Here is a 22,793-nt window from a genome sequence, read left to right on the forward strand (position 1 = left end):
CAAGTTTTTGTATTTTCTAGAAATATCTAATCGGGTTTTTCTCCTGAAAATAAAAGATAGTCATCAAAAGCCATAAACCATCCCCTATCTCTCGACCAAGCTTCAAGTCCTGGATTATCTTTCTGAAGATCGATCGCTAGCTCGTGCTTACTAATTCCTTTACCTACCTCGGCAAAGTAACGAACAGCAGCCGGCCAAACATATTCGTTAATTGATCTAGCTTGGATATTTACAAATCCATGCTTTTTGAGCTTTTCAACATAAGTATGTCGGTCATATTGGTTAGCGAAAGGAATACACATTTTCTTGCTATTAACGCGAAGCCAAAAGTCAATATCTCGTCCCATTCTAGGCAAACAATCTGCTAATGCCAGTTTCCCCCCTGGGCGCAAAACTCGAAATGCTTCAGCAAAAAAATCCTCACGAGTATTGAAATGAAAAGCACATTCTAAAGCTGTAACTTTATCAAAAGAATTGTCTTCACAAGGAATTTCCGTTGCCGAGCCTACCTGAAGATTTATTCGTTCGGTTAGTCCTGCTCTAGCTACTCGTTCTTGAGCAATTTCTACTTGTAGCTCTGTAGTATTTATCCCAGTAATTGCATCTACATTGTTTTCACGCACCCAAAGGATATCTTGTTCGGCAAAACCGAAGCCGACATCTAAAACTTTGTCTCCAGGGCTAAGTTCGGCAATTTCTCCTAATTTACGGGCTAAAGCGGCACAAGCTCCGTCATAAGTAGTTTCTTCTTTCCAATAGCCAAAGTTGAGCCATTGAGGAATATTTGGATCGTGCAGATCGCGATCTCGTTTGGCTATTCTGGTATAAAGTTCAGATACCTCAAATTTATCTCGTAAAAACCAGATTTCCTGAAATGGATTGCGGATAAAATCTTGGATGATTATCCAACGGTTGCGCCATTCATAGTTGAAAGGGATTTTGCCAATATTTTCCAAAGTTATAATCTCCTATTTATAAAATCAAACTTTTCGGTCAACTGAAATTTTGCTACCCTATGAATGATTAGCTTCAATATTTACTCACCATATTCCTCAAGCTCTGCTAACTTTTGATTAAGTAGGACAGCCAATTCATCCTCATTGAGACTTTCATAAGGATTTAAACTATCGCTATATTTATTGATATCCAACTCAAAATCAATCTTATCAGCTAATATTTCCTCTTGTATATAATTAGTTAGAGTTAGGATATTAGGGTAATCAAATATTACAGATGATGGTAAAGTGCAAGCTAAGTTAATTTCTAGCCGATTTTTAAATTCTAGTACCATTAACGAATTTAAACCTAACTCTAAAAATGAGGTTTTTTGAGGAATAACAGTACTTGGGGCTAATCCGGTAACTTCGCGTAAAACTTGCTCAATTCCTTGAGCTAAAGTTGTTGTTCGCTCATCTACAGCTACAGATTTTAATTGTTTTAACAATTTTGCTTCTTTGCTATTTTCTTTGATTGCGATCGCTTCGGCAAAGAATGGTTGATTAATCTGAAAAGCTTGATAAAAAGTAGACCAATCAATATCAATAATAGCTCCTTGAGAAACGTTAGCCAGAATCAACTGGCTGAGATATTTGAGGGCGGTATCAGAAGACATACTTTGAATACCCCAATTAGCAAAACGTTGTTTGTCAATTTCATTTCCTGTATCCCATGCTCCCCAATTGATACTGATACTTGGTAATCCTAAACTTTGTCGTTGCTGCATTAAAGCATCCATAAAAGCATTCGCAGCAGCGTAACTACTTTGACCGGGCGAACCGAGAATTACAGCAGCAGAAGAAAAGGCAACAAAAAAGTCTAAAGATAGATTGCGGGTGTAGCGGTCTAATAATAAAGTACCTTCTACTTTGGGACGCATGACATTTTGATATCTTTGCCAATTTTGATTGCTCAAAAGCCCATCATCTAAGACAGCCGCCGCGTGAATTACTCCACGTAAAGAAGGTAAATCTGTGCCAAAACGGGAGAAAAGTTGTTCCATATCTGCTGCTGAGGTAATATCAGCGCTGATAATTGTAATCTGTGTACCATTTTTAGTTAACGAGGCGATCGCTTCTGGTTGAGATTTAACATTGCGGCTACACAAAACTAAATGTTTAGCTCCCATTTCTGATAACCACTCAGCCATTAGCAAGCCCAGTTTACCTAAACCACCAGTAATTAAATAAGTTCCTTCTTTGCTAACTAGCTGCTGTTTTTGGGCTGTAGGAATTGTTGCAGATACTAACCTTGCTCCATAGCGGTTTCCTTGGCGTAAAGCTAGGCGTGACTCGCTGCTAGAAGCGTGGAATTCGTTGAATAAAAATTCAGCTTCATTCAGTTCTACCGTGGGTGATAAATCTAAACATACACAACGAATTTGCGGATATTCATTATTAATTACTGCGCTTAATCCCCAAAGGGAAGATTGTTGAGGTTGCAAATCAGTCTCGGCTAGCACTCGATTTGCACCGCGAGTTATTAACCATAAATCAGGTAGTTTTTTCCAACTAGTAGTAAGAGTTTGAATTAAGTGCAATGCAGCATGACAACTCTTGTAAACTGTATCCGAACATTCTTCATCAGGTACATTTTCCCAAGCAAAAATCACACCTGTAGGAAATTCTCCCGATGGATATACTTCTTGATATAAGCGTTGAAAATCAGATTTTTGAGATGGATTGATGATAAATTCATTTTGAGAATGGCATTTATATTCATCACCAAATTCTACAGTGATGACTCGTTCTCCAGCTTTTTTAAATAAATCGCTCGACTGATTCAATGCTGTTCCAGGATGGACAAACACTAACCAAGAATTTTGAGAGTTTCCTGTAAAAATTGGAAGTGTATCAAGCTTTTGCCATTCAATTTGGTAAAACCAATTATTTTCATTTTCCTGCCATAAACGTTGTAAAATTGCCGGATTAGTACGCCGTGCTGTTAAGTCTGTAAACCGAGCGCAAAGCTGTTCTTGCTCATCGTAAACATCTACGTTTACGCATATTTCACCGTTAGTATTAGATTTAACATCAATGTGCGTCCAAGCTTGAGTACCAGGATTGCCAAATAATTCTAATGAAGAGAAACCATAAGGTAAATGTAATTCTTGGCCGTGAATTTCTGGGAAAGCCGCACCAACACTTTGCAAGCAAGCATCTAAAAGCACGGGATGCAGACAATATCGCCGATCTGTCAAACTGCGATCGATACTAATCTTAGCTTGAGAACCATTGCTTAAATAATTTAGTTCTTGAATAGCTTGAAAACGCTTACCATAGCTGATTCCCATCTGCTGATAAAGCTGATAAAATTTGGAAATCTCAACAGATTCTCCTTTGTTATCAGACCAATTACTAACAGATGTGGGTATTTTTTGATTGTTGGGTTTAATTTCACCAGTTACATGGAGAATCCAGTTATCTTTTGCCGAATCACTACTAAATATTTCAAAACCATAGCCAAATGGCTTATTAGGCTTAAAAATCATTTGTAATCTGGTTGGAGATTGAGATAAAAGTAATCCCTGATGAATAGACACATTTTGAATAATCGTCAAATTATCAGTAAATATTTTCTGGCTAGCTACTAAAATTGCTTCAATAAAACCCGTAGCCGGAAATAATATTTTTCCAAATACCTTGTGTTCTTCCAGATATTCTGGATTATCAGCACTTATCTCTCCTTCAAAAATAAATTCTCCCGTAGCTAGTTTTTTCACATCGCTAATAAAAGGATGCAACTTAGTTTTGATATCGGCTACAGAAAATTGTGAATTTTTTAGCCAGTAACGTTCTCGCTGAAATGGATAAGTAGGTAAAGGAATCCGCTTTCCTTGCTTAAATACCTCTGTCCATTCTACAGAATAACCATTAACAAAAAGTGTCGCTAAACTTCTGTACATCTGAGTTTGTTCATCTTGTCCGGGTACGATACTGGGTAGCCATGATATTTCTTTGATTTGATAAGTTAGCCGTGCTATACCCAGTAACACAGGCTTCGGCCCTAACTCTAAAAAATGGCGATAACCACTGTCAATTAAGAATTTAAATCCTTGACCAAAATGCACAGTGTTGCGAAGATGGCGCAGCCAATAATCAGGAGTAGTAATTTCTTGACCAATTGGTTTACCTGTGATATTGCTAATAATAGTCAAGCTTGGTTCATGAAAAGAAATTTTATTTAAAACCTTGGCGAATTCATCAAGAATTGGCTCCATTAACAGAGAATGAAAAGCATGAGATACTGCCAAGCGTTTAGTTTTATAACCCTGTTCTATAAAAGTTTTCTCTAGTCGATCAACAATTTCACTCAAGCCAGAAATGACATTAATTGCACCATTATCTGCGGCAATATTTACTTGATTTTTGTATGGAATAAGATAATTTGCTACTGTTTGATAATCAGCATAAATTGCTGCCATTGCCCCATTATGCGGTAATTCTCCCATCAAGCGACCGCGTTGGACGACTAATTGCAAGGCATCTTCTAAAGAAAAGACTCCTGCTAAACAAGCGGCGACATATTCACCAATGCTGTGTCCTAAAAGTGCAGAAGGTTGTATTCCCCAAGATTGCCATAATTTAGCAAGTGCATATTCAAGTGCAAAAAGTGCTGGCTGTGTGATTTGAGTCTGTTCGAGCAACTCGCTATTTGGCAATTGAAAGATTAAATCTAACAGCGATTTTCCTAAAATAGGTTCTAAGATTTTGTTACAAAGAGCCAAAGTATTTCTAAAGACAGGTTCTTGGTTGTAAAGAGTTTGTCCCATCCCTGAATATTGAGAACCTTGTCCTGAAAATATAAAAGCTACATTTGGTTGAGTTTCTGATGAAATTGGCGTAATTACATTATGAGAATCTTCACCTGTTTGGAAATCAGCAAGTGCTGTCTGTGCTGTAGTAATTGAGTCGGCTAAAACACACAATCGATGTTGGAAAACAGCCCGCCCTGTACTGGCAGTAAAACAAGCATCTGCTAAATTAACAGACTCATTCAAAGCGTACTGATAATTTTTGGCTAACTCTTTGAGAGATTTTTCAGAACGAGCCGAAAGCGGCAGTAGGTAAAATTTATTCTCGGATTTTTGCGGAGAGTTAGATGCAATTTCTCCAACAATAATATGAGCATTAGTACCACTAAATCCAAAAGAACTTACTCCCGCGATGCGTTCTCGTTCGCTAGAATGCCAGTCTTTTCCATGTACTGGAACTTCAAAAATATGAGAACTCCAATCAAAACGGGGGTTGGGTTGTTGAAAGTGAAGATGGGGAGGAATTTTATGGTGTTGTAAAGCTAAAACAGTTTTGATTAACCCAGCAATTCCGGCTGCTCCTTCTAAATGTCCTAAATTAGTTTTGACAGAACCAATAATTAAAGGTCGATTTTGAGGACGATCGCCAAATACCGCAGCCATACTTTCTAATTCTATCGGATCGCCGATCGCAGTCCCAGTACCATGAGCTTCGATAAAATCTATTTGCTCTGGTTTGAGTTTCGCTGTCTTCAGTGCTTGCTGTAATAATTTTTCTTGAGCATCGCCATTAGGTACAGTCAGCCCACTACTCGGGCCATCATGATTCACGGCTGTACCATGAACTCTAGCTAAAATGCGATCGCCATTTTTAATTGCTTGACTTAACCGCTTCAAAACAATCATCCCGCAACCTTCGCCGCGCACCATACCATTAGCACTCGCATCAAAAGTCTTGCAACGTCCATCAGGTGCAAGCATCTGAGCGCGACTTTCAATTAAGGAAATTACCGGGGTTAACATGATGTTGACACCACCCGCCAAGGCAAGATCGCACTCACCATTACGCAACGCATTGCAAGCTAAATGTACTGCTACTAAGGAAGAAGAACAAGCAGTATCAACCGTCATTGATGGCCCTTGCAAGCCCAGTACATAAGAAAGACGACCGGCGGCTACACTTACAGAAGTTCCAGAACCGGTATAGGCGTTGATTGCTTCTGGTGCATAACTCAACTGGGCATAGTCTTGAGTCATCGCCCCCACAAAAACACCAGTTTGACTGTTGCGTAACTGCTGCGGATTTTGTCCGGCTGATTCTAAAGCTTGCCAAGTAGTTTCTAGTAGCAAGCGTTGCTGAGGATCTATAGCGACAGCCTCGCGGGGGATAATACCAAAAAATTCCGCATCAAATCGATCTATTTGTTCTAGAAATGCTCCGTAAGGAGAATATATTTTTCCTGGTGTATCTGGATCGGGATGATACCACTCTTGAATGTCCCAGCGATCGCCTGGAACTTCTCTGACTGCATCTTTCCCTTGTTCTAAAAGTTGCCAGAATGATTCCAAATCATCCGCACCCCCAGGAAATCGGCAAGCCATCCCCACAATCACAATTGGATCTTCTGCTTGCTGTGGTTTTTCTGAGAGGATGTTTGAAAAATCATCAAGTTTACCGTATAACCCCTCGCCAAACCTCTCCCCCACTGGGAGAGAGGCTTTGAAACTGCCATTCTCTACAAGGAAAGGGGGGTTAGGTTGATTAGGATTGAGTTTTTGTACAGGAGTTTGTATTTCCGAAATATTTAAAACTTCTCGCAGGAGATAATCTGCTAAAGTTTCCACATTGGGAAACCGAAAAGTAATTGTTGTGGGTAAAGAGCAGTTGAAATCTATTTGTAGAAGATTGCGAAGTTCTGTAGAGGTGAGTGAGTCCATCCCCATATCAAAAAAGCCTTGTTGGGGAGATATTTCCTTAGTTGACAATCCTAATACAGTGGAAACTCGCAAACTAATCTGGCGGATAAGTAAATCGCGGCGCTGTTTTACAGGTACGGTTTGCCATTGCTCTAAAATATTTGATGCAGTTTGAGATTTAGCTTTTCCTTGGGGTAAAAAGTTTTGATAAAAACTTTGATTAATGTATGGAAAACGCTTCCAGTCAATAGTAATTACACCAGCACGCACAATCTTATTTAACAAGATTTTTTCTAAAGTATTGAGTGCTAAATCGGGTGCGATCGCATCATAACCTTTGGCTGCTAATCTTTCTAAAACATTGCGATCGACTGCTGCACCAATTTCGCTCCACGGCCCCCAATTGACGACTGTTGCAGGCAGATTGCGTGCATGACGATAATAGGTAAAGGCATCCTCAAAAGCATTGGCAGCCGCAGCATTAGCTTGTCCCGCCGAGCCAATTAGCGACACCGCAGAGGTATAACAAACAAAGAAATCTAAAGGATCGTTCAGAGTTAGTTGATGCAATAGCCAAGTTCCTTTCACCTTGGGCGCGAGAACATGGTTAAAACGTTCTGGTGTCAGTCGCAGTAATGTTGTATCGTCTAAAGTGCCAGCTATGTGGAAAATTCCCCGCACTGGATATTGCGATCGGCATTCTTCTAGTAGGGCGTACAGTTTCTTTGCATCTGTGACATCAACATCTTTAATTTGGATATCTGTGTTAGTTGATTGCAGGCTTTCCAGAATTTCAGGAGTGAGAGCTTTTGCACCACTGCGACTGCATAATACTAAATGACGAGCGCCACGTTCTATCATCCATCGGGTTGTAGCTAAACCCAACCCGCCTGTACCACCAGAAATTAGATAAAAGCCATCTTGACGGAAATTGATGTTACCATCTGCTAGTTTGCGCTCTACCAAACGCGGAGAAAAGCGTTGTTCGCCCCGCAAAGCGATGCGGTTTTCTTGGGTGTTGCTGTAAATTTCTCTAAATAATTTTTCTCCTAAATCTTGGGCGTGAGGATCTAAATCAATTGCTCTAAAATTTAGTTCGGGATGCTCTAGAACTAAGCTCAAAGCGATTCCCAATAACGAAGATTGGGCTGGAGAAGTTAAGGTGGTGATTTCTTTTGCTGGGACAGAACCTTGAGTGATAAGAATAAGTGCAGGTGGATTTTCTTGTTGTAATAATGCCTGAAGTAAAAATAGGAAACGTCTACAATGAATTTCTACTGCTTGATAAATTTCGCCTTCTATTTCTTGTAAGGCCCAGAGGTAGATTATTTCACAAGTTTCTGGCGTTAAAAGGTTTTGTAATAGTGATAAATAATCGTCGGCGTTATCAGGATCGATTTCTTCAGGCAAAATGAGAGAACAAGCAACTCCCCTTTGTTGGAATGGGGCGATTAAACTGCGACCAATTTCTTTATTATCGGCAAAGATTAATTCATGAGAAACAGACTTAGGATCGCCATTTTCTTTAGCAATGATGACGCTTTGTCGTAATAGATTGCGTGTCTCTGGTTTGGTTGGTTCGATGACGTTAACTTCTACAAATCCATGATTAGCGAGTAAATTTTGCCAATTTTCTGTATCTACTAAAGGATAACCATTTCGGAGTGGATCTTGACTGCATAACCACCATCCCTCTGTTAAACCAAAGGTTAAATCTACCCAACGACGTGCCCCAGTACTTTCTAATAGTATTAGTAGAGCATCAGGAGCTATTAGAGAACGGACATTTTCAAGTGTTTTGTTAATATCTGTTGTGGCATGAAGAACGTTAGCAGCGATAATAATATCAAAACTTCCTGGGAGAAAACCTTGAGTCAGGGGATTTTTTTCAATATCTAAAGTTTGATATTGAATGAAGGGATAATCACTAAAACTTTCTTTGGCTCTGGTTAAAAAACTAGAAGAAATATCGGTAAATATATATTCAATTTGTGGAGGTAAATGTGGTAAAATTGCTGCGGTAGCAGAACCCGTTCCGCCTCCAATTTCGAGGATTCGTAGCTGACGACTTATTGGTAAATTTGCTACTGCACATTTAATTGTGGCTGCAACTAGTTCATTCATCAACTTAGCACCAGCCGCATCAGAATATACAGATGCGATCGCATTCAAATCGCCTTGAGGAAATAATAATTCTAACGGCTCAATTTGGCGACGCATTACCGCAGCTAAAGCCGAACCACAACGTTCTATTAAATTAATTTCTGCCAGATAATCAGAAAATTCGCTGCGGAGGTTTTGGACTTGCAATTGAGATGCAAGTATCTCTGGTTCTTTGGTGAATAAGCAGTCATTTTTTTGCAGATTAAGAATACCCTCCTCCGCTAGAATATCTAAACACCGCGATAATAAAGGGCGATAAAAATCAACTACTCCACCTCGAACAGCAATTTGTTCTTCTTGATAAATTTGACCTAATTCTGGTTGCCAATTAAGCTCTTTTAAACCTTCCCATATATAACTTACGCTTAAACTTTCCATCTCTTTAAGCAAGCGTTCGTATTGGGACAATTTATTTGCCAATTGCTGTTCTAATTCCTGTGGTTGGACTTGAGTTTTAATGACATCAGGAGTTATTAGAGATTCTCTACCATCAGGTAATAATGGTGCTAAACTAATCCACTCTTCTAGGTAAGATTGTGGTTCGTTTTGATGGTGGATAAGTTCTTGGCGCTGAACAGATTTGAGTTCAAATCCTGTAATTGCTACTAGTAAATCGCCTTGTTCTGAATATATATCAATATCAGAGATAATAAAATTATCAGAACTTTTAGTTAGTCTAGCTGCACTGATAACACGATCGCTTGGAGAGTTGAAGAATTGAAATTTAGCAATGCGGACTGGTACATAAGTTACAGATGATTCTTGCTGAAATAAAATCGCAGCGATCGCCTGAAAACAAGCATCCAACATCGCCGGATGAAAACGATAATTTTTCGCTTCTAAATTCTGACTATTTGTTAATTTTATTTCAGCAAATGCACTATTTTTCCCAGATTTAAGCTGATTGATTATTTGAAAGCTTCTACCGTAATTGACTCCCGATTTTTGGTAGGTTTCATAAAATGAATTAACATCAAGCTGTTCTGGATAATTAGCAGCTAATTGTGCTAAATTTTGGCGACTTATATTTAGTGACTTTAAATCCTCAATTTTTCCGCTAACAAGTTCATCCCAGCTATTATTACTTTGATGATATATCTGAAAGTTATTTCGGCCAATAATTAGTTGTAGTGTATCTTCTTGTTGTTGCAGTAATAATGCTTTTTTAAATCCAATATTTTCTAAACTTACTGCTTGAATTTCTGTCGCCGCTAACGCCATTTCGATAAATGCTGCACCGGGAAATATCGGTTTCTCAAAAACTTGATGTTCTGCTAAAAATGCAGGGCTATTTTGACTAATACTAGCTCGATATTGAATAGAAGATAGAGGAGAGGAGAAGCGATCGCCTAGTAAAGGATGTCCAGAATGAGGGCGATCGGATTTAGTAGCAGAGTCTATCCAGTAGCGTTTGCGAAGAAAAGGAGAATTGGGTAAACTAATTTTCTGCCCTGAGCGAGAACGATGAAATTCTTTCCAATTAATATTTACACCTCGTACATACAGTTCGGCTAAGACTGTTTGTATTTGCTGATAATTACTGCAATCTTTCGCTAAACTACATAAGCAAAGAATTTCATTCGTAGGTAAATTACTACGCTCTATATTAGCTAAAGTAGGCTGATTTCCAATTTCTAGAAATATTTTATAACCCATCTGATGCAGAGTGGCAATTCCTTTATCAATATTGCCTGATTGACGTAGCTGTTGCACCCAGTAAGCGGCAGTTTTAATAGAATTACTCACAACTTCACCATTCAAACTGGAAATTAAAGTGAGTTGCGGATTGTTATAAGAAACTTCTTCAGCTACTTTTTTAAAAGCTAAAAATTTGCTTTCTCCAGATAATTGAGCGCGAGTTGCAACTAACTTAACTGCATCCTCCAGCGAAAAAACTCCAGCTTGTTGAGCAGCAATATACTCGCCCGAACCATAGCCGAAAATTGCCGAAGGGCGAATTCCCCAAGATTTCCAGAGTTCACAAAGAGCATATTGCAGAGTGAATACTGCTGGTTGAACATATAAAGGATCGTCTATATTTTGATTTTTATCGAGTAAGTCTTCTAGAGAGAAATTTAAATAATTTTGAAATAGGCGATCGCATCGAATCAAAGCATCACGAAATACAGGTTCATTGACAAAAACTTCTTTCCCAATCCCAGAGAATATCTTGAGATCATTGCAAACAAAAGCGATTTTTGGATTTGCTTGTACCTCGCTGTGAATAATATTAGTTTCTCGACTATTATCGTTAGCAAAAGCCTGAAGCTGTTCTCGAAAATTGGCAGTGTTGGAAACTAATAAAGATAATCTTTGTTGATGGTGAAAACGACCTGTATTTAGAGAAAAAGCGATATCAGTTAAGTTAACATCACCTTTTTGGTCAATATAATTAACGAAGTTAGTAGCCAACAAACGCAAACGTTCATCATCTTTAGCAGACAGAGTAACCAGTACAGGAAATATATTTGTAGTCGCAGATTGTACTTGTGGAGGTTCGCTCAAGATAACATGAGCATTAGTTCCCGATGCTCCAAATGAACTGACTCCGGCTGCTTTCATCTTGCCATTGTTAACAGTCCAAGGACGAGTTTGTGTCACCACATCTAACGGTAAGCTATCCCAATTAATATGAGGATTTGGTTTTTGCAAATTGAGATGAGCCGGAATTTCAGCATGGTAGATAGATAATACAGTCTTGATCAAACCAGAAATTCCTGCCGCCGCCGCCAGATGACCGAGATTTGTTTTGAGCGAACCGACTAACAAAGGTTGAGATGGAGAGCGATTGATGCACAAAGCATCAGCCATCGCTTTAATTTCAATGGGATCTCCCAAAGATGTACCAGTACCGTGAGCCTCGATATAATCGATAGCATCGGCGCTTAAACGAGCGTCAGCGAGAGCCTCACGAATTAAATCTGTCTGCATCGGGCCGTTAGGAACTGTAAAGCCGCCACTCGCACCATCGTTATTTACGGCTGTTCCCCGAATTAACGCCCAAATGCGATCGCCATCTTCTAAGGCTTCACTCAATCTTTTTAAAACGACAACTCCGCAACCCTCACCAATCCCAAACCCATCAGCGCTTTCGTCAAAGGTTTTGCACCTACCGTCAGCAGCTAACATCTGATTTTTGCACAATGCGATCGGCACTTCCGGCGTGAGAATTAAGTTCACTCCCCCCACCAACGCTTGTCGGCATTCCTGCGCCCGTAAAGAACGGCAAGCCAGATGAACTGCTACCAACGAAGAAGAACACGCCGTATCGATCGCCAGACTGGGGCCATTGAGATTCAAAAGATAAGAAATGCGTCCGGCAGCAGCATTTAGATGGTTGCCAGAGATATGATAAGCACCAACTGTGTTATAATCTCCTCCTGGTGCAATCAGACGAGCATAATCGTTGTTTGTGATGCCAATAAAAACGCCAGTTTTGCCGATTCTGGCGTTAGGCGCAGCCATAGCAGCATCTTCTAACGCCTCATAGGCAACTTCTAAGAGTAATCTTTGCTGGGGATCGATATGCAAAGCTTCTCGCGGTGCAATCCCGAAAAAGTGCGGATCGAACATCGAGACATCATCGAGAAAACCGCCTTGAGATACATAAATTCTGCCAGGTTTACCACGGTCTGAGTCATAAAAATCAGATATATTCCAGCGATCGCCAGGGATATCTCTGAGTGTATTACCACCAGCTTTCAGAAAAGACCAAAATCCTTCAGGAGTAGAAATATTTTTACCAAAACGACAACCCAAACCAACAACTGCGATCGGTTCGCTTTGTTGAGCTTCAACAGCCTTTAATTTCTCCTTCGCTTCATTCAGTGCCTTAAACACTCTCGCTTGGATAGACTTGTCGTTATCTGATATATCCATAAACCTGAATTAATTACGAATAATTACGAATTACCCAAAAAAGCCTCTAAATCTGCAAGCTCTTGTAAAATTAAATCCTCATCAACCTCCTGCTGAATCGGAGCAACATTTGCAGATACATTAACCTGCCAACCAAAAACCTGTTCCATTAAATAATCAACCAATTTTGTAATATTGGGAAAATCAAATATTAGAGAAGTAGGTAAAGAAACCTCCAATCCTTTTTCTAAACGATTCTTTAATTCTATAGAAAGTAAAGAATCAATTCCCATTTCTAAGAATCCTCGATCTGGATTAGGTATCTCCTTTATCCCTAAAATAGTAGCTACTTGTTTCCCAACGTATGTAAATAAATGTTCTCGACGTTCTCCTGGGGGAATCTCTTCTATCAAACGGCGCGAACTACTTGATTCTTTAATTGATTTAACATCAATTTGGGTTTGTCCTAATTTATTTAAAAGAGGTTTATTACCATGAAATTGATAAATGTTTTTGAACTGTACCCAATCTACATCAGCTAGTAAAATTTGCGTTTTTCCAGACCCCATTATCGCGGTCATCGCTGCCAAAGCTTTATTCAGAGGAATTTCTTTCATACCAATTTGTTTGAGCCAATCTTCATATTCTTGAGAAACTATGCCGTTTCCAGCTAATAATGCCCAATTCAAACTAGTAGCAGATAATCCTTGAAGATGACGTAAATGAGCTAATGCATCCATTAGATGATTAGCAGCATCGTATAAACCTTGCTCTTTGGCTCCCCAAATTGCACCTGCGGAAGAGAAAAATACAAAGTAGTCTAATTGCGTTGCTAAAGATAACTCGTGTAAATTCCAAGAACCGCGAACTTTAGCCTGAAAAACCTCTGCGAGATCGTCTAATGTACATTCGCTTAATCTAACTTTGCGTCCTGATACTCCGGCGAGATGGAAAATACCTCGTAGTGGATGAGATGTTTTTTGGATATTGGCAAAGATGCGGGACATTTGCTCAAAATCTCCAACATCTGCCTGACAAACTTCTACAGATGCTCCTCTTTGTTCTAAAGTTCTGAGATTTTGAATAATTTCTGCAAATTCGGTTTGTGACTCCCACTCAGATCGTGATGGAAATTGGCGGCGCGTAGTCAAAATCAAATTTTTTGCACCCAAATCAACTAGATGCTGGGCAAGTTGCAACCCTAGATGACCAATACCTCCTGTAATCAAATAGGTTGCTTGAGCTTGGATAGTGACTGGTTTTGTCGGTAGAGATTCTTGGGGAGAAAGACGCGCAACGTAAGCTTGACTGTTGCGGAAGAGAAGATGATCTTCCGTGACATTTGTCAATCCTGAGAGTAAAGCGGCAAGATTTTGAGCAATATCGGCGTGGGGGTCGAGGTCTATCATTCCCCCCCATAATTCTGGTTCTTCTAGCGCCATCACGCGCCCCAAAGCCCAAAGGGGAGATTGAGTAACAAAAGATGGCCGATCTAATTTAAAAGGTTGACCGCCTTGGGTGACGAGGAATAATTTAGGCGGTAATGGTATTTTTTTAATCGCCTGGAGAAGATTTAAGAAATTGCTACAGCGATTAAATAAAGTAGACTCATATTGCTGGCTCTCATCAGCATTTACAAGATAAATAATCCCACGCAAAGATGGAGATGAAGCTAACCATGATTCTAGCTCAGAGCTATTTCTAGAATTAGCGATCGCACAATCACCACAATCTTTTATTAGTTGCTGTTGAATTGCTACAGCTAGATTGTCGCTTTCATCGGTAAAAATTAGCCAATTACCCGAAATATCGCTAGTTCGAGCGGGATTTTGGGCAACAATAATACTTTGCTGAAATAAAGGACTGCCAATTTTTTCGTCAGGAGAAATAAATTCAGCTTGAGCAAAGCTAGATTCTAAGAGGATAGATTGCCAAGTAGATGCTGTAATGATGGGATGGTCTGGGCGTAAATTGCGCTCGCTAAACCGCCACCAACCTTGAGCCACACCAAATATCAAATCAATCCACCGCGACTGATTAGTAAGTTCTAGGAGTAATAAATGTCCTCCAGGACGCAGCAAACCTCGAATGTGGGGTAAGGTTTCTCTTTGTAAATCCTGCGTAGAATGCAATACATTTGCCGCAATAATCAAATCGTAAGAATTGGGTGAAAAACCTTGAAGTTCGGGGTCTTTTTCTATGTCCAAAACTTTGTATTCGATGAAGGAAAATTGAGCAAAAGTATCTCTAGCAGTTTCTAAAAAGAATGGCGAGATATCAGTAAATGTGTAAGTGATTTTACCAGAAGCGCAAGCTGGGAGGATTTGATGGGTAGTGGCTCCAGTTCCCGCACCAATTTCTATAATTCTGATTGGTTCAAGTTGAGAATACTTGGCTAATAAAAGTTCAACAGTTTTAGAGATACCAAGGTTGAGAACTTCTGCCCAAGATGTATCTTTATAAAACTCTGCGGCTCCAATTTGCCCATCTTGAGAAAATAAAATGGATAAAGGAGAAATTTTACCTGTAAGTATGGCTGCAAGATTGCCAGCAACTCGCCTAAACAGTGTTAATTCTACACGAGCATTTGGGTACTGAACAATCAAATCTTCTACTGTTAGATCGGGATCGGATTGTTGCGGTTCACTGATGATTTTCCAGTTAGAACCCTGTTTTTCTAAAATGCCTGTTTCTGCCAATATATTCAGGCAATGTTGCCACAGCAATCTATGCTCCTCTTTAATGCCAGCTTGACGGAAACTGTTTTCTGAAGAGAAGATAGTATTGATTTGGAATAGTTGCAAATCTTTTAAAGCTTGCACAATAAAGTCTGCACTGAGTTTTTCCATCTCTGAAAAAGCTAGAGAAACTCCTGTAAATTGTGCGGATTTTATTTGTTCTCCCAAATAAGAATCTAAAGCAGTTTGAATTGTTTCTAGATTTTGTAATTTGCTAGCTGATAAAGCATAAGGCAACCATTCCAACTGATAAAGTAAGTTTTCAAAATTAGAATTACCAGTGTCTTGATGATGTAGCTGAATTAATTGTTGAACAATTGTTGATAAAGTTTGTTTTTCACCTTCAGAATAATTGCCAGTTTCTAGTAAAGTCTGCATCAAGCTTTTTGTATCTTTTTGAGACAGCATCTTGACAACAGCAGATTCTTCTGAAATTGATACTTGAGTCTTTAAAGGAATCCAATGTCGGCGTTGCTGGAAAGGATAAGTTGGTAAAGCGCATCTTCGAGGTTGGTAATCTTTATCAATACCAAACCAATCGATATCTGCACCACGTACATAAAGTTTGCCAAGGCTTTCTAGTAGAACTTCCCAATTAGAAAATCCTGAGCGTAAACTCGGTAATATTAGGGGGTCAGATAAAGATATCGATGATTGAATAATTCCTAATAAAATAGGTTGCGGGCCAATTTCAATAAAAGTATCACAACCTAAAGATTGCAGAGACAAAACTCCTTGATGAAATTGCACAGTATGCAACAAATGCTGAATCCAATACTCAGGAGTAACAATGCTGTCATCTGCAATTTCTCCTGTCAAGTTAGAGATGATGGGAATTTGAGGTTTGGCAAAGTCAATTTCTTGCAGAGTATTTTTAAATTCTTCGCATACGGGTGCGATTAGTGGTGAGTGAAAAGCATGAGAAACTTTGATTTGGCGAACTTTAATTCCTTCGTTACTAAAGTGTTCGCAAAGGTGTTGAATAATTTTTTGTTCGCCGGAAATCACTGTATGTTGTTCGGCGTTGATGGCTGCGATCGCAATTTTTATTCCCTGATTTCTGCACAATTGGCGCACAGATTTTTCATCAAGAAAAATGGCTGCCATTGCTCCTTGCTCTGCGGGTAATTCTCCAATTAAATTTGCTCTGCGTACGATTAGTTTTAAACCACTTTCAATATCAAAAACTCCTGCAAAACAAGCAGCAGCATATTCACCCAAACTGTGTCCTAAAACAGCAGTCGGCTGAATGCCCCAAGAACGCCATAATTGAGCCAGTGCTACTTCAACAACAAATAAAGCTGGTTGGGTATAAGATGTACGATTTAAAGCTGCATCGGAATTAGCAAATATCACTTGCAGTAAAGATTTACCAGTGAGTTCTTGATATATCGTTTCACATTGGTCTAAAGTTCGCCGGAAATTTGGTTGAGTTTGATAGAGTTGATGAGCCATTCCCGGATATTGAGAACCTTGTCCTGTAAACAAGAAGGCAATTTTGGGAGGCTGCTTTTCATCAACTTGAGCGTGAATTACTGACTCTATATCTTGTTGTCCAAACTGATGCAATTTAGTGACAAAATCATCAATTTCAGAACCAGTTACCGCCAAACGATTCCTAAATTTAACTCGGCTAGTATTGGCTGTGAATACGACATCACAGATATCGCTTTCGGGATGATTTTCGAGAAATTCTGCATAGCTTTTTGCTAAATCTCCCAAAGCTTGTTCGGTTCTGGCAGAGAGTGTGAGTAAATGCTGGGGACGTTTGATGTCATTGGGCTGGAGATTAATGGCGGGAGCTTCTTCCAACACGACATGAGCATTTACGCCACCAATTCCTAAAGAGTTAACCCCAGCGCGTCGAGGCAATTCTTTACCATCTTGTTGCTTTGCAGTCCAGGGGATGGCTGCGGTATTGACATAAAAAGGAGTCTTGGAAAAATCAATTTGGGGGTTGGGAGTATTGAAGTGTAGAGTCGGGGGAATAATTTGATGTTTGAGAGCTAGAGCAGCTTTGATGAGACCAACAATACCAGAAGCAATTTGCATGTGTCCGATATTTGTCTTCACAGACCCCAAAGCACACTCGCCCTGATGTGCGGCGCTGTATGCTCTAGCCAAGGCATCGATTTCAATGGGGTCTCCGAGTTTTGTACCTGTGCCATGAGCTTCTACAAAGCCAATAGTATCAGCCTCGACTCCGGCAAAGGCTAGTGCTTCGGCTGCGACTGAAGTCTGACCTTCTCCTCCTGGAGCTGCAAATCCCAGTTTTGTGCCACCATCGTTATTGATAGCAGATCCTTTAATCACAGCGTAGATGCGATCGCTATCTGCTAGAGCATCTGTTAATCTCTTGAGTAAAACTACCCCAACGCCACTGCCAAAAATAGTACCATTGGCTTGGGCATCAAAGGCGCGACAATGCCCATCTGGAGAAACAATCAAACCTTCTTGATACAAATAACCGATCTTTTGGGGAGAGTTGACAGAAGCAGCTCCAGCTAAAGCCATGTCACTTTCACCATTGAGCAAACTTTGACAAGCCAGATGCACAACTACTAGTCCGGTGGAACAGGCTGTTTGGACGTTGACGCTAGGGCCGCGCAGATTTAATTTATAAGAAATCCGCGTCGTCACATAGTCTTTATCGTTAGCCACCATTGTTTGGAACCCTCCCATCGAATCTAATGTGAAGGGTTGCAATTTGTCATTGCTATCTAATTGACCGCGATTTGGATAACAGTTATTGATAAAATAAGTGTTCATGCTTGCTCCAGCAAACATTCCGATCGCTCCCTGATATGAGATAGGATTGTAGCCGGCGTTTTCTAAACACTCCCAGCTAGATTGGAGCAGTAAACGTTGCTGTGGGTCGAGCAATTCTGCTTCTCTGTCTGTGTATCCAAAGAAGTCGCTATCAAAACACTCTGCTTTATCAAGAATTGGTCTGGCTTTGACATAATTAGGCTGCTGAAAAAGTTCAGGAGAAACTCCTGACTCTAGTAATTCTTCTTCTGAAAAGAAAGATATTGTTTCGACACCGTTTTTGAGATTTTCCCAGAAACTATCAATGTTGTTAGCTCCAGGAAATCGACCAGCCATGCCAATAATGGCAATATCATGAGTGTCATGATGACGCGAACGGTTTTCGGCACGTTTGCGACTTGTTTCTTCTATAGCTGTTGTGGAATTAGATTCTTCAGTTAAGAAATGAGCTAATGTGGCAACTGTAGAATTTTTAAACATTTCAGCTAGAGGTAGCTGGCGACCAAAAAGTTTTTCTAATTGATTTTGGACGCGAATTAGGTGTAGAGAATGACCTCCCAATTCAAAGAAGTTATCGTGTAAACCGACTGAAAAAAGTTGCAAAACTTCACACCAAACGGCTGCGATTTGGCGTTCATTTTCAGACTGTGGTAAGCTGGGGTTGTTTTGGCGATCGCTAGCTAAAGATTCATTGATTGCTTGGATGCGATCGGCAAATAATCCCTGTTCAAAATCTTTTTTTAATTTAGCTTTTTGAACTTTACCAATAGATGTTTTCGGAACTAACTCAGCCTCCAAGGGTATGACATAAGCAGGCGCAATTCCTACTTTCTGCGTTAAATGGCTGCGAATTTGTCTGACTAATTTTACTGAATGCTCAAGATTATTTGATTCTGGACTAAAAGTAATAACTAATAAATCTGTTTCTTTATTTTGGTCGAAAACTGCAAAAGCAGCCGTATATGAAATAGCTACACCATCTAATTCTTCTATCGTTGTTTCAATTTCATGGGCAAAATAGTTAATGCCGTTAATAATAATTTCTTGTTTTTCTCTACCAGTAATAACTAACTCACCATTGTGCAGATAACCTAAATCACCCGTAGTAAACCAACCTCTATCTTGAAAAACTTCTTGATTTAATTCGGGGTTATTATAATATCCTTCAGTCACAGAAGGGCCTTTAATCTGAAGTCGTCCAATTTCACCTTCTGGCAAAACATTCTTCTCTTGGTCAATAATCCGAATAATAGCTCCAGGAATCGGCTGTCCTAGAGATACAAAACTGTTCTCTTCTATCAGTTCATCTTTGCTTAAACCTGCTGACCAAGTAATTCCAGAACAAGATTCAGTCATCCCAAATGCTGGTTTAATTACTCTATCTCGCAATTGATGTTTTTCTAGAAGTTCTAAAAACAAGCGAATAGTTTTGACCGAAACTTGCTCTCCTGCATTCACTAAAAATTTGATTGAGGAGAGGTCATAGCAAGACTGGTTAAGTTCTTGGGCGTACTGATTAATTAAGGAGAATGCAAAGTTAGGGGCCCAAGAGATACTGACTTGATGCTTTTGAATCAAGTCTAACCATTTGAGTGGTTGACGCAGAATCAATTCAATTGGCACATGGATTTGATGACAAGCCAAATCCACAGCCATAATTCCTAAGAATACTATCGCCCCCACATGGTCTAAGGGCATCCAATTTAACGTAACTTCTTGTTGTGTAAAATTATTCATCCGCACTGTACCGGCGGACATGGATAAAAGGTTACGATGGTGCAACATCACACCCTTGGGTAGACCTGTACTACCAGAAGTAAATAGTAATAATGCCGGATCTAGTGGTGCAAGATGAGGTAATTCATCAGCCGAATGTTGGTTTGATGGAGATTGAAGACTTCGTAAATCATCTATCGATACTACTTGCAATCCTTCTAAATTAGATTGAGTAGTTAGTTTTTCTATTTCGCTAATTAATTCACAATCGGATAATATAATAGGCCGATCTAAAATCTGCCAGACATTCTCAAGTTTTTTAACTGCGGCATTTTTTATATCGTAATTGGGAGCAATGCTCAGAGGTGCAGGAATAATTCCACCTAAAAAACAAGCCCAGAGTGCGGGAATAAAATCTTGACTTCTACCAATTTGCAATATAACTTTATCCCCTAATGTCAGTCCGTGCTGATAAAGTCCATCTAAAATAGTGAGGGCATCGTTATATAAATCTTTATAACTCTGAAAATATTCGGTTTCGTCATTTCTAATATATGTGATTCCTTGATTTTCACACTTGGCAGCATCATTCAATACTTCTGAAAGAGTCCGCCAGCTATCTTCTAATTGCCCACCAAAACTGATTGAATTTTTCAATATTCCTTCTTGCTCAGGTTTCTGAGGCGATTTTTCATGCAAATGAGTTTCGATGAGTTTCTTGGTTTGAGGGATATGCATATACTTTATTTTGGCAAGTGGTAGGTAATTACTTGACTCAATATTTGTGTCTTACTACTTTATATTTTTGTAAAGCTTGCATTCTCATTACTTGAAACTAGATTTTATCTGATTTTATCTATAGAAGTTTGTTTTTATAGGTTTATAAATAATTTGTAGGCAGTTATGGAAATCATCATAGTTATTTAAGTTATGTTACAAAAAATTGTTTATGGCAAAATTACTTATTAACCAAAACAACGGCGCATTCATCCGAGCGACATAAAATCTATGAATTAACTTACAGAATTAGCCGTTTGATACAGAAAAACTTTATAACTTTTATCATTAAATTTTTTAGAGATTTATCTACACAGGCTAACTTCTCATTTTACAACTTATGTAATTCAATAGTACATAAATACTATATATGATTTGGGATTTTTTTGCTATTTAAGTTTAAATATAATCTCATTACCAAGATAAATATGCAATACCAATCAATTGTTTTTCCTTAACTGTCTTAACTGTCTTAACTGTCTTAACTGTCTTAACTGTCTTAACTGTCTTAAATAGTTCGCAGGCAATCGATACAGAAATATCGATCGCAATTATCGTAGTTAAAATAACTGTTGTGTTAAACTTAGCTTGAGTAGAAGCATAGTTAGACTCAAAAGGAAAAACAACATAACTATATATCCTAGAGCGATCGCCAGCAATTTAATTAACCTGGTGTTAGTGGCTATGTAAGCTTTAGTAGATAGAGTATGCATAAATTTGCGATCGCTCGCTACTCAAAAAAAGTTTACAACTAAGCGAACTGTATACAATTCTATTCATACAAGCATTTTGGGTCTCAGCTGAATCCTAGTGTCAAAAATAGATGAAATTTTTCTAAATTACTTATTGTTTCCCAAACGCTTATGGTGTAAATTTAATCTCTATGGTTCTAGTATTTACTAGCTAGTTCTTCAAACACAATAGTTAATTAAGAATTTAATTAATAGGTAAATTCTACTCGACCAAAGAATAAGTTGAGTAATTTTTGCGTTATTAAGACTTAAAGCCAGTTTAGGATCGAAATATTATTACAGATTATTTAACGTATATTTTTTGATATTAATAAAATTAATAATAATCGAAAAAATAATGATTTTTCCCTTTATTAATTCCAGTAAAACAATGACACCTTTTGTATTCAAACTACAAGTTGATATTCTTAACCATCCATATAAAATAGATATAAAGAATAATGAGGTAATACCGACTCTCTCGTATAAAGCAATTAAAAAAGCTATTCAACTTCTTCAGCCTTGGGTAAATCATTTACTTAAACTGTACGGCGTTTCTGAAGCTGATATCGCTGATATCATGCCTCTATTACTATTTGTTGAGGCTACAATCTATCAGATTGACGAAGATAATGAAATTCATGAAGATATTAACAAAAACATTTCAGTATTGCGAAACGTATTAACCCAGCTAAACTTATTTGATGATGCATTAGAAACTCGGCTTCAACAGGGATTAACATACTACGACTTGGAAACGCAGTTTTGTTCGGGAAAGATACCTACACAAGAAAATATTGACTTCGTATGTATAGGCAAACCTTTTGATTTTGGTATTTTACATCGGCTATTTTTTAAGCTAACTAGTCATCCTGATGAAGAAATGTTGGGAATCTACCCCATCACAGACCAAATTGGAGAAATTATATCTGACTTAAAATCATATAAAGAAGATATAGAACGTAATGTGATGAACATCTATCGAATGTTTGTGCGCCTTTACGGTTCAGAAGCACCTCAACAGTTGCAGCAATATCTGGAAAAATTGAATTCACAATTGCAATATCAACTCAAATTCCTCAAACAAACTCGACCAGATATGGCTGGAAAGTTTATTATTTATTGGAATAATATATTTCCTGGAGATTGCCCAATACCTGAAATTCCTGCTCCAATTTTGGAAGAGGGTAATTTAGTTGCAGGCTCAACTGCTGCTTACACAACTTAGAACTTTATTGTTTCTACACTGAACTGAGAAACATGGTGCGTTACGGCTAATTCTTACTCTCTCAAACTCCCAAATCTTTGCATAACCGTAACACACCCTACCTTAATATTTCCTTTATAAATATGCTCTAAATGCGCAACACAAAT

General features: G+C 38.8%; 4 protein-coding genes. 1 reads left to right on the forward strand and 3 read right to left on the reverse strand.

Annotation, left to right across the window (positions count from 1 at the left end):
• Positions 1 to 26 precede the first annotated feature (26 nt).
• From RM049_RS22935 to RM049_RS22945, 3 genes are all read right to left on the reverse strand, one after another.
• Complete coding sequence (locus RM049_RS22935) at positions 27 to 956, reverse strand: SAM-dependent methyltransferase (protein WP_322705802.1); 930 nt, start codon at positions 954 to 956, stop codon at positions 27 to 29.
• Positions 957 to 1,036: 80 nt separating this feature from the next.
• The gene (locus tag RM049_RS22940; protein ID WP_322705803.1) at positions 1,037 to 12,709 is read right to left on the reverse strand and encodes an SDR family NAD(P)-dependent oxidoreductase; all 11,673 of its coding nucleotides are present in this window, start codon (positions 12,707 to 12,709) and stop codon (positions 1,037 to 1,039) included.
• 23 nt (positions 12,710 to 12,732) lie between these two features.
• The gene (locus RM049_RS22945; RefSeq protein ID WP_322705804.1) at positions 12,733 to 20,649 is read right to left on the reverse strand and encodes a type I polyketide synthase; all 7,917 of its coding nucleotides are present in this window, start codon (positions 20,647 to 20,649) and stop codon (positions 12,733 to 12,735) included.
• Between the two features lie 1,161 nt (positions 20,650 to 21,810).
• Here RM049_RS22945 and RM049_RS22950 point away from each other — a divergent pair.
• On the forward strand, positions 21,811 to 22,647 hold the full coding sequence (locus RM049_RS22950) for a hypothetical protein (protein WP_322705805.1): 837 nt from the start codon (positions 21,811 to 21,813) through the stop codon (positions 22,645 to 22,647).
• Positions 22,648 to 22,793: the final 146 nt, after the last annotated feature.

The sequence above is a fragment of the Nostoc sp. DedQUE04 genome, from assembly GCF_034530995.1.
In the GTDB taxonomy this organism is placed as follows: Bacteria; Cyanobacteriota; Cyanobacteriia; order Cyanobacteriales; family Nostocaceae; genus Nostoc.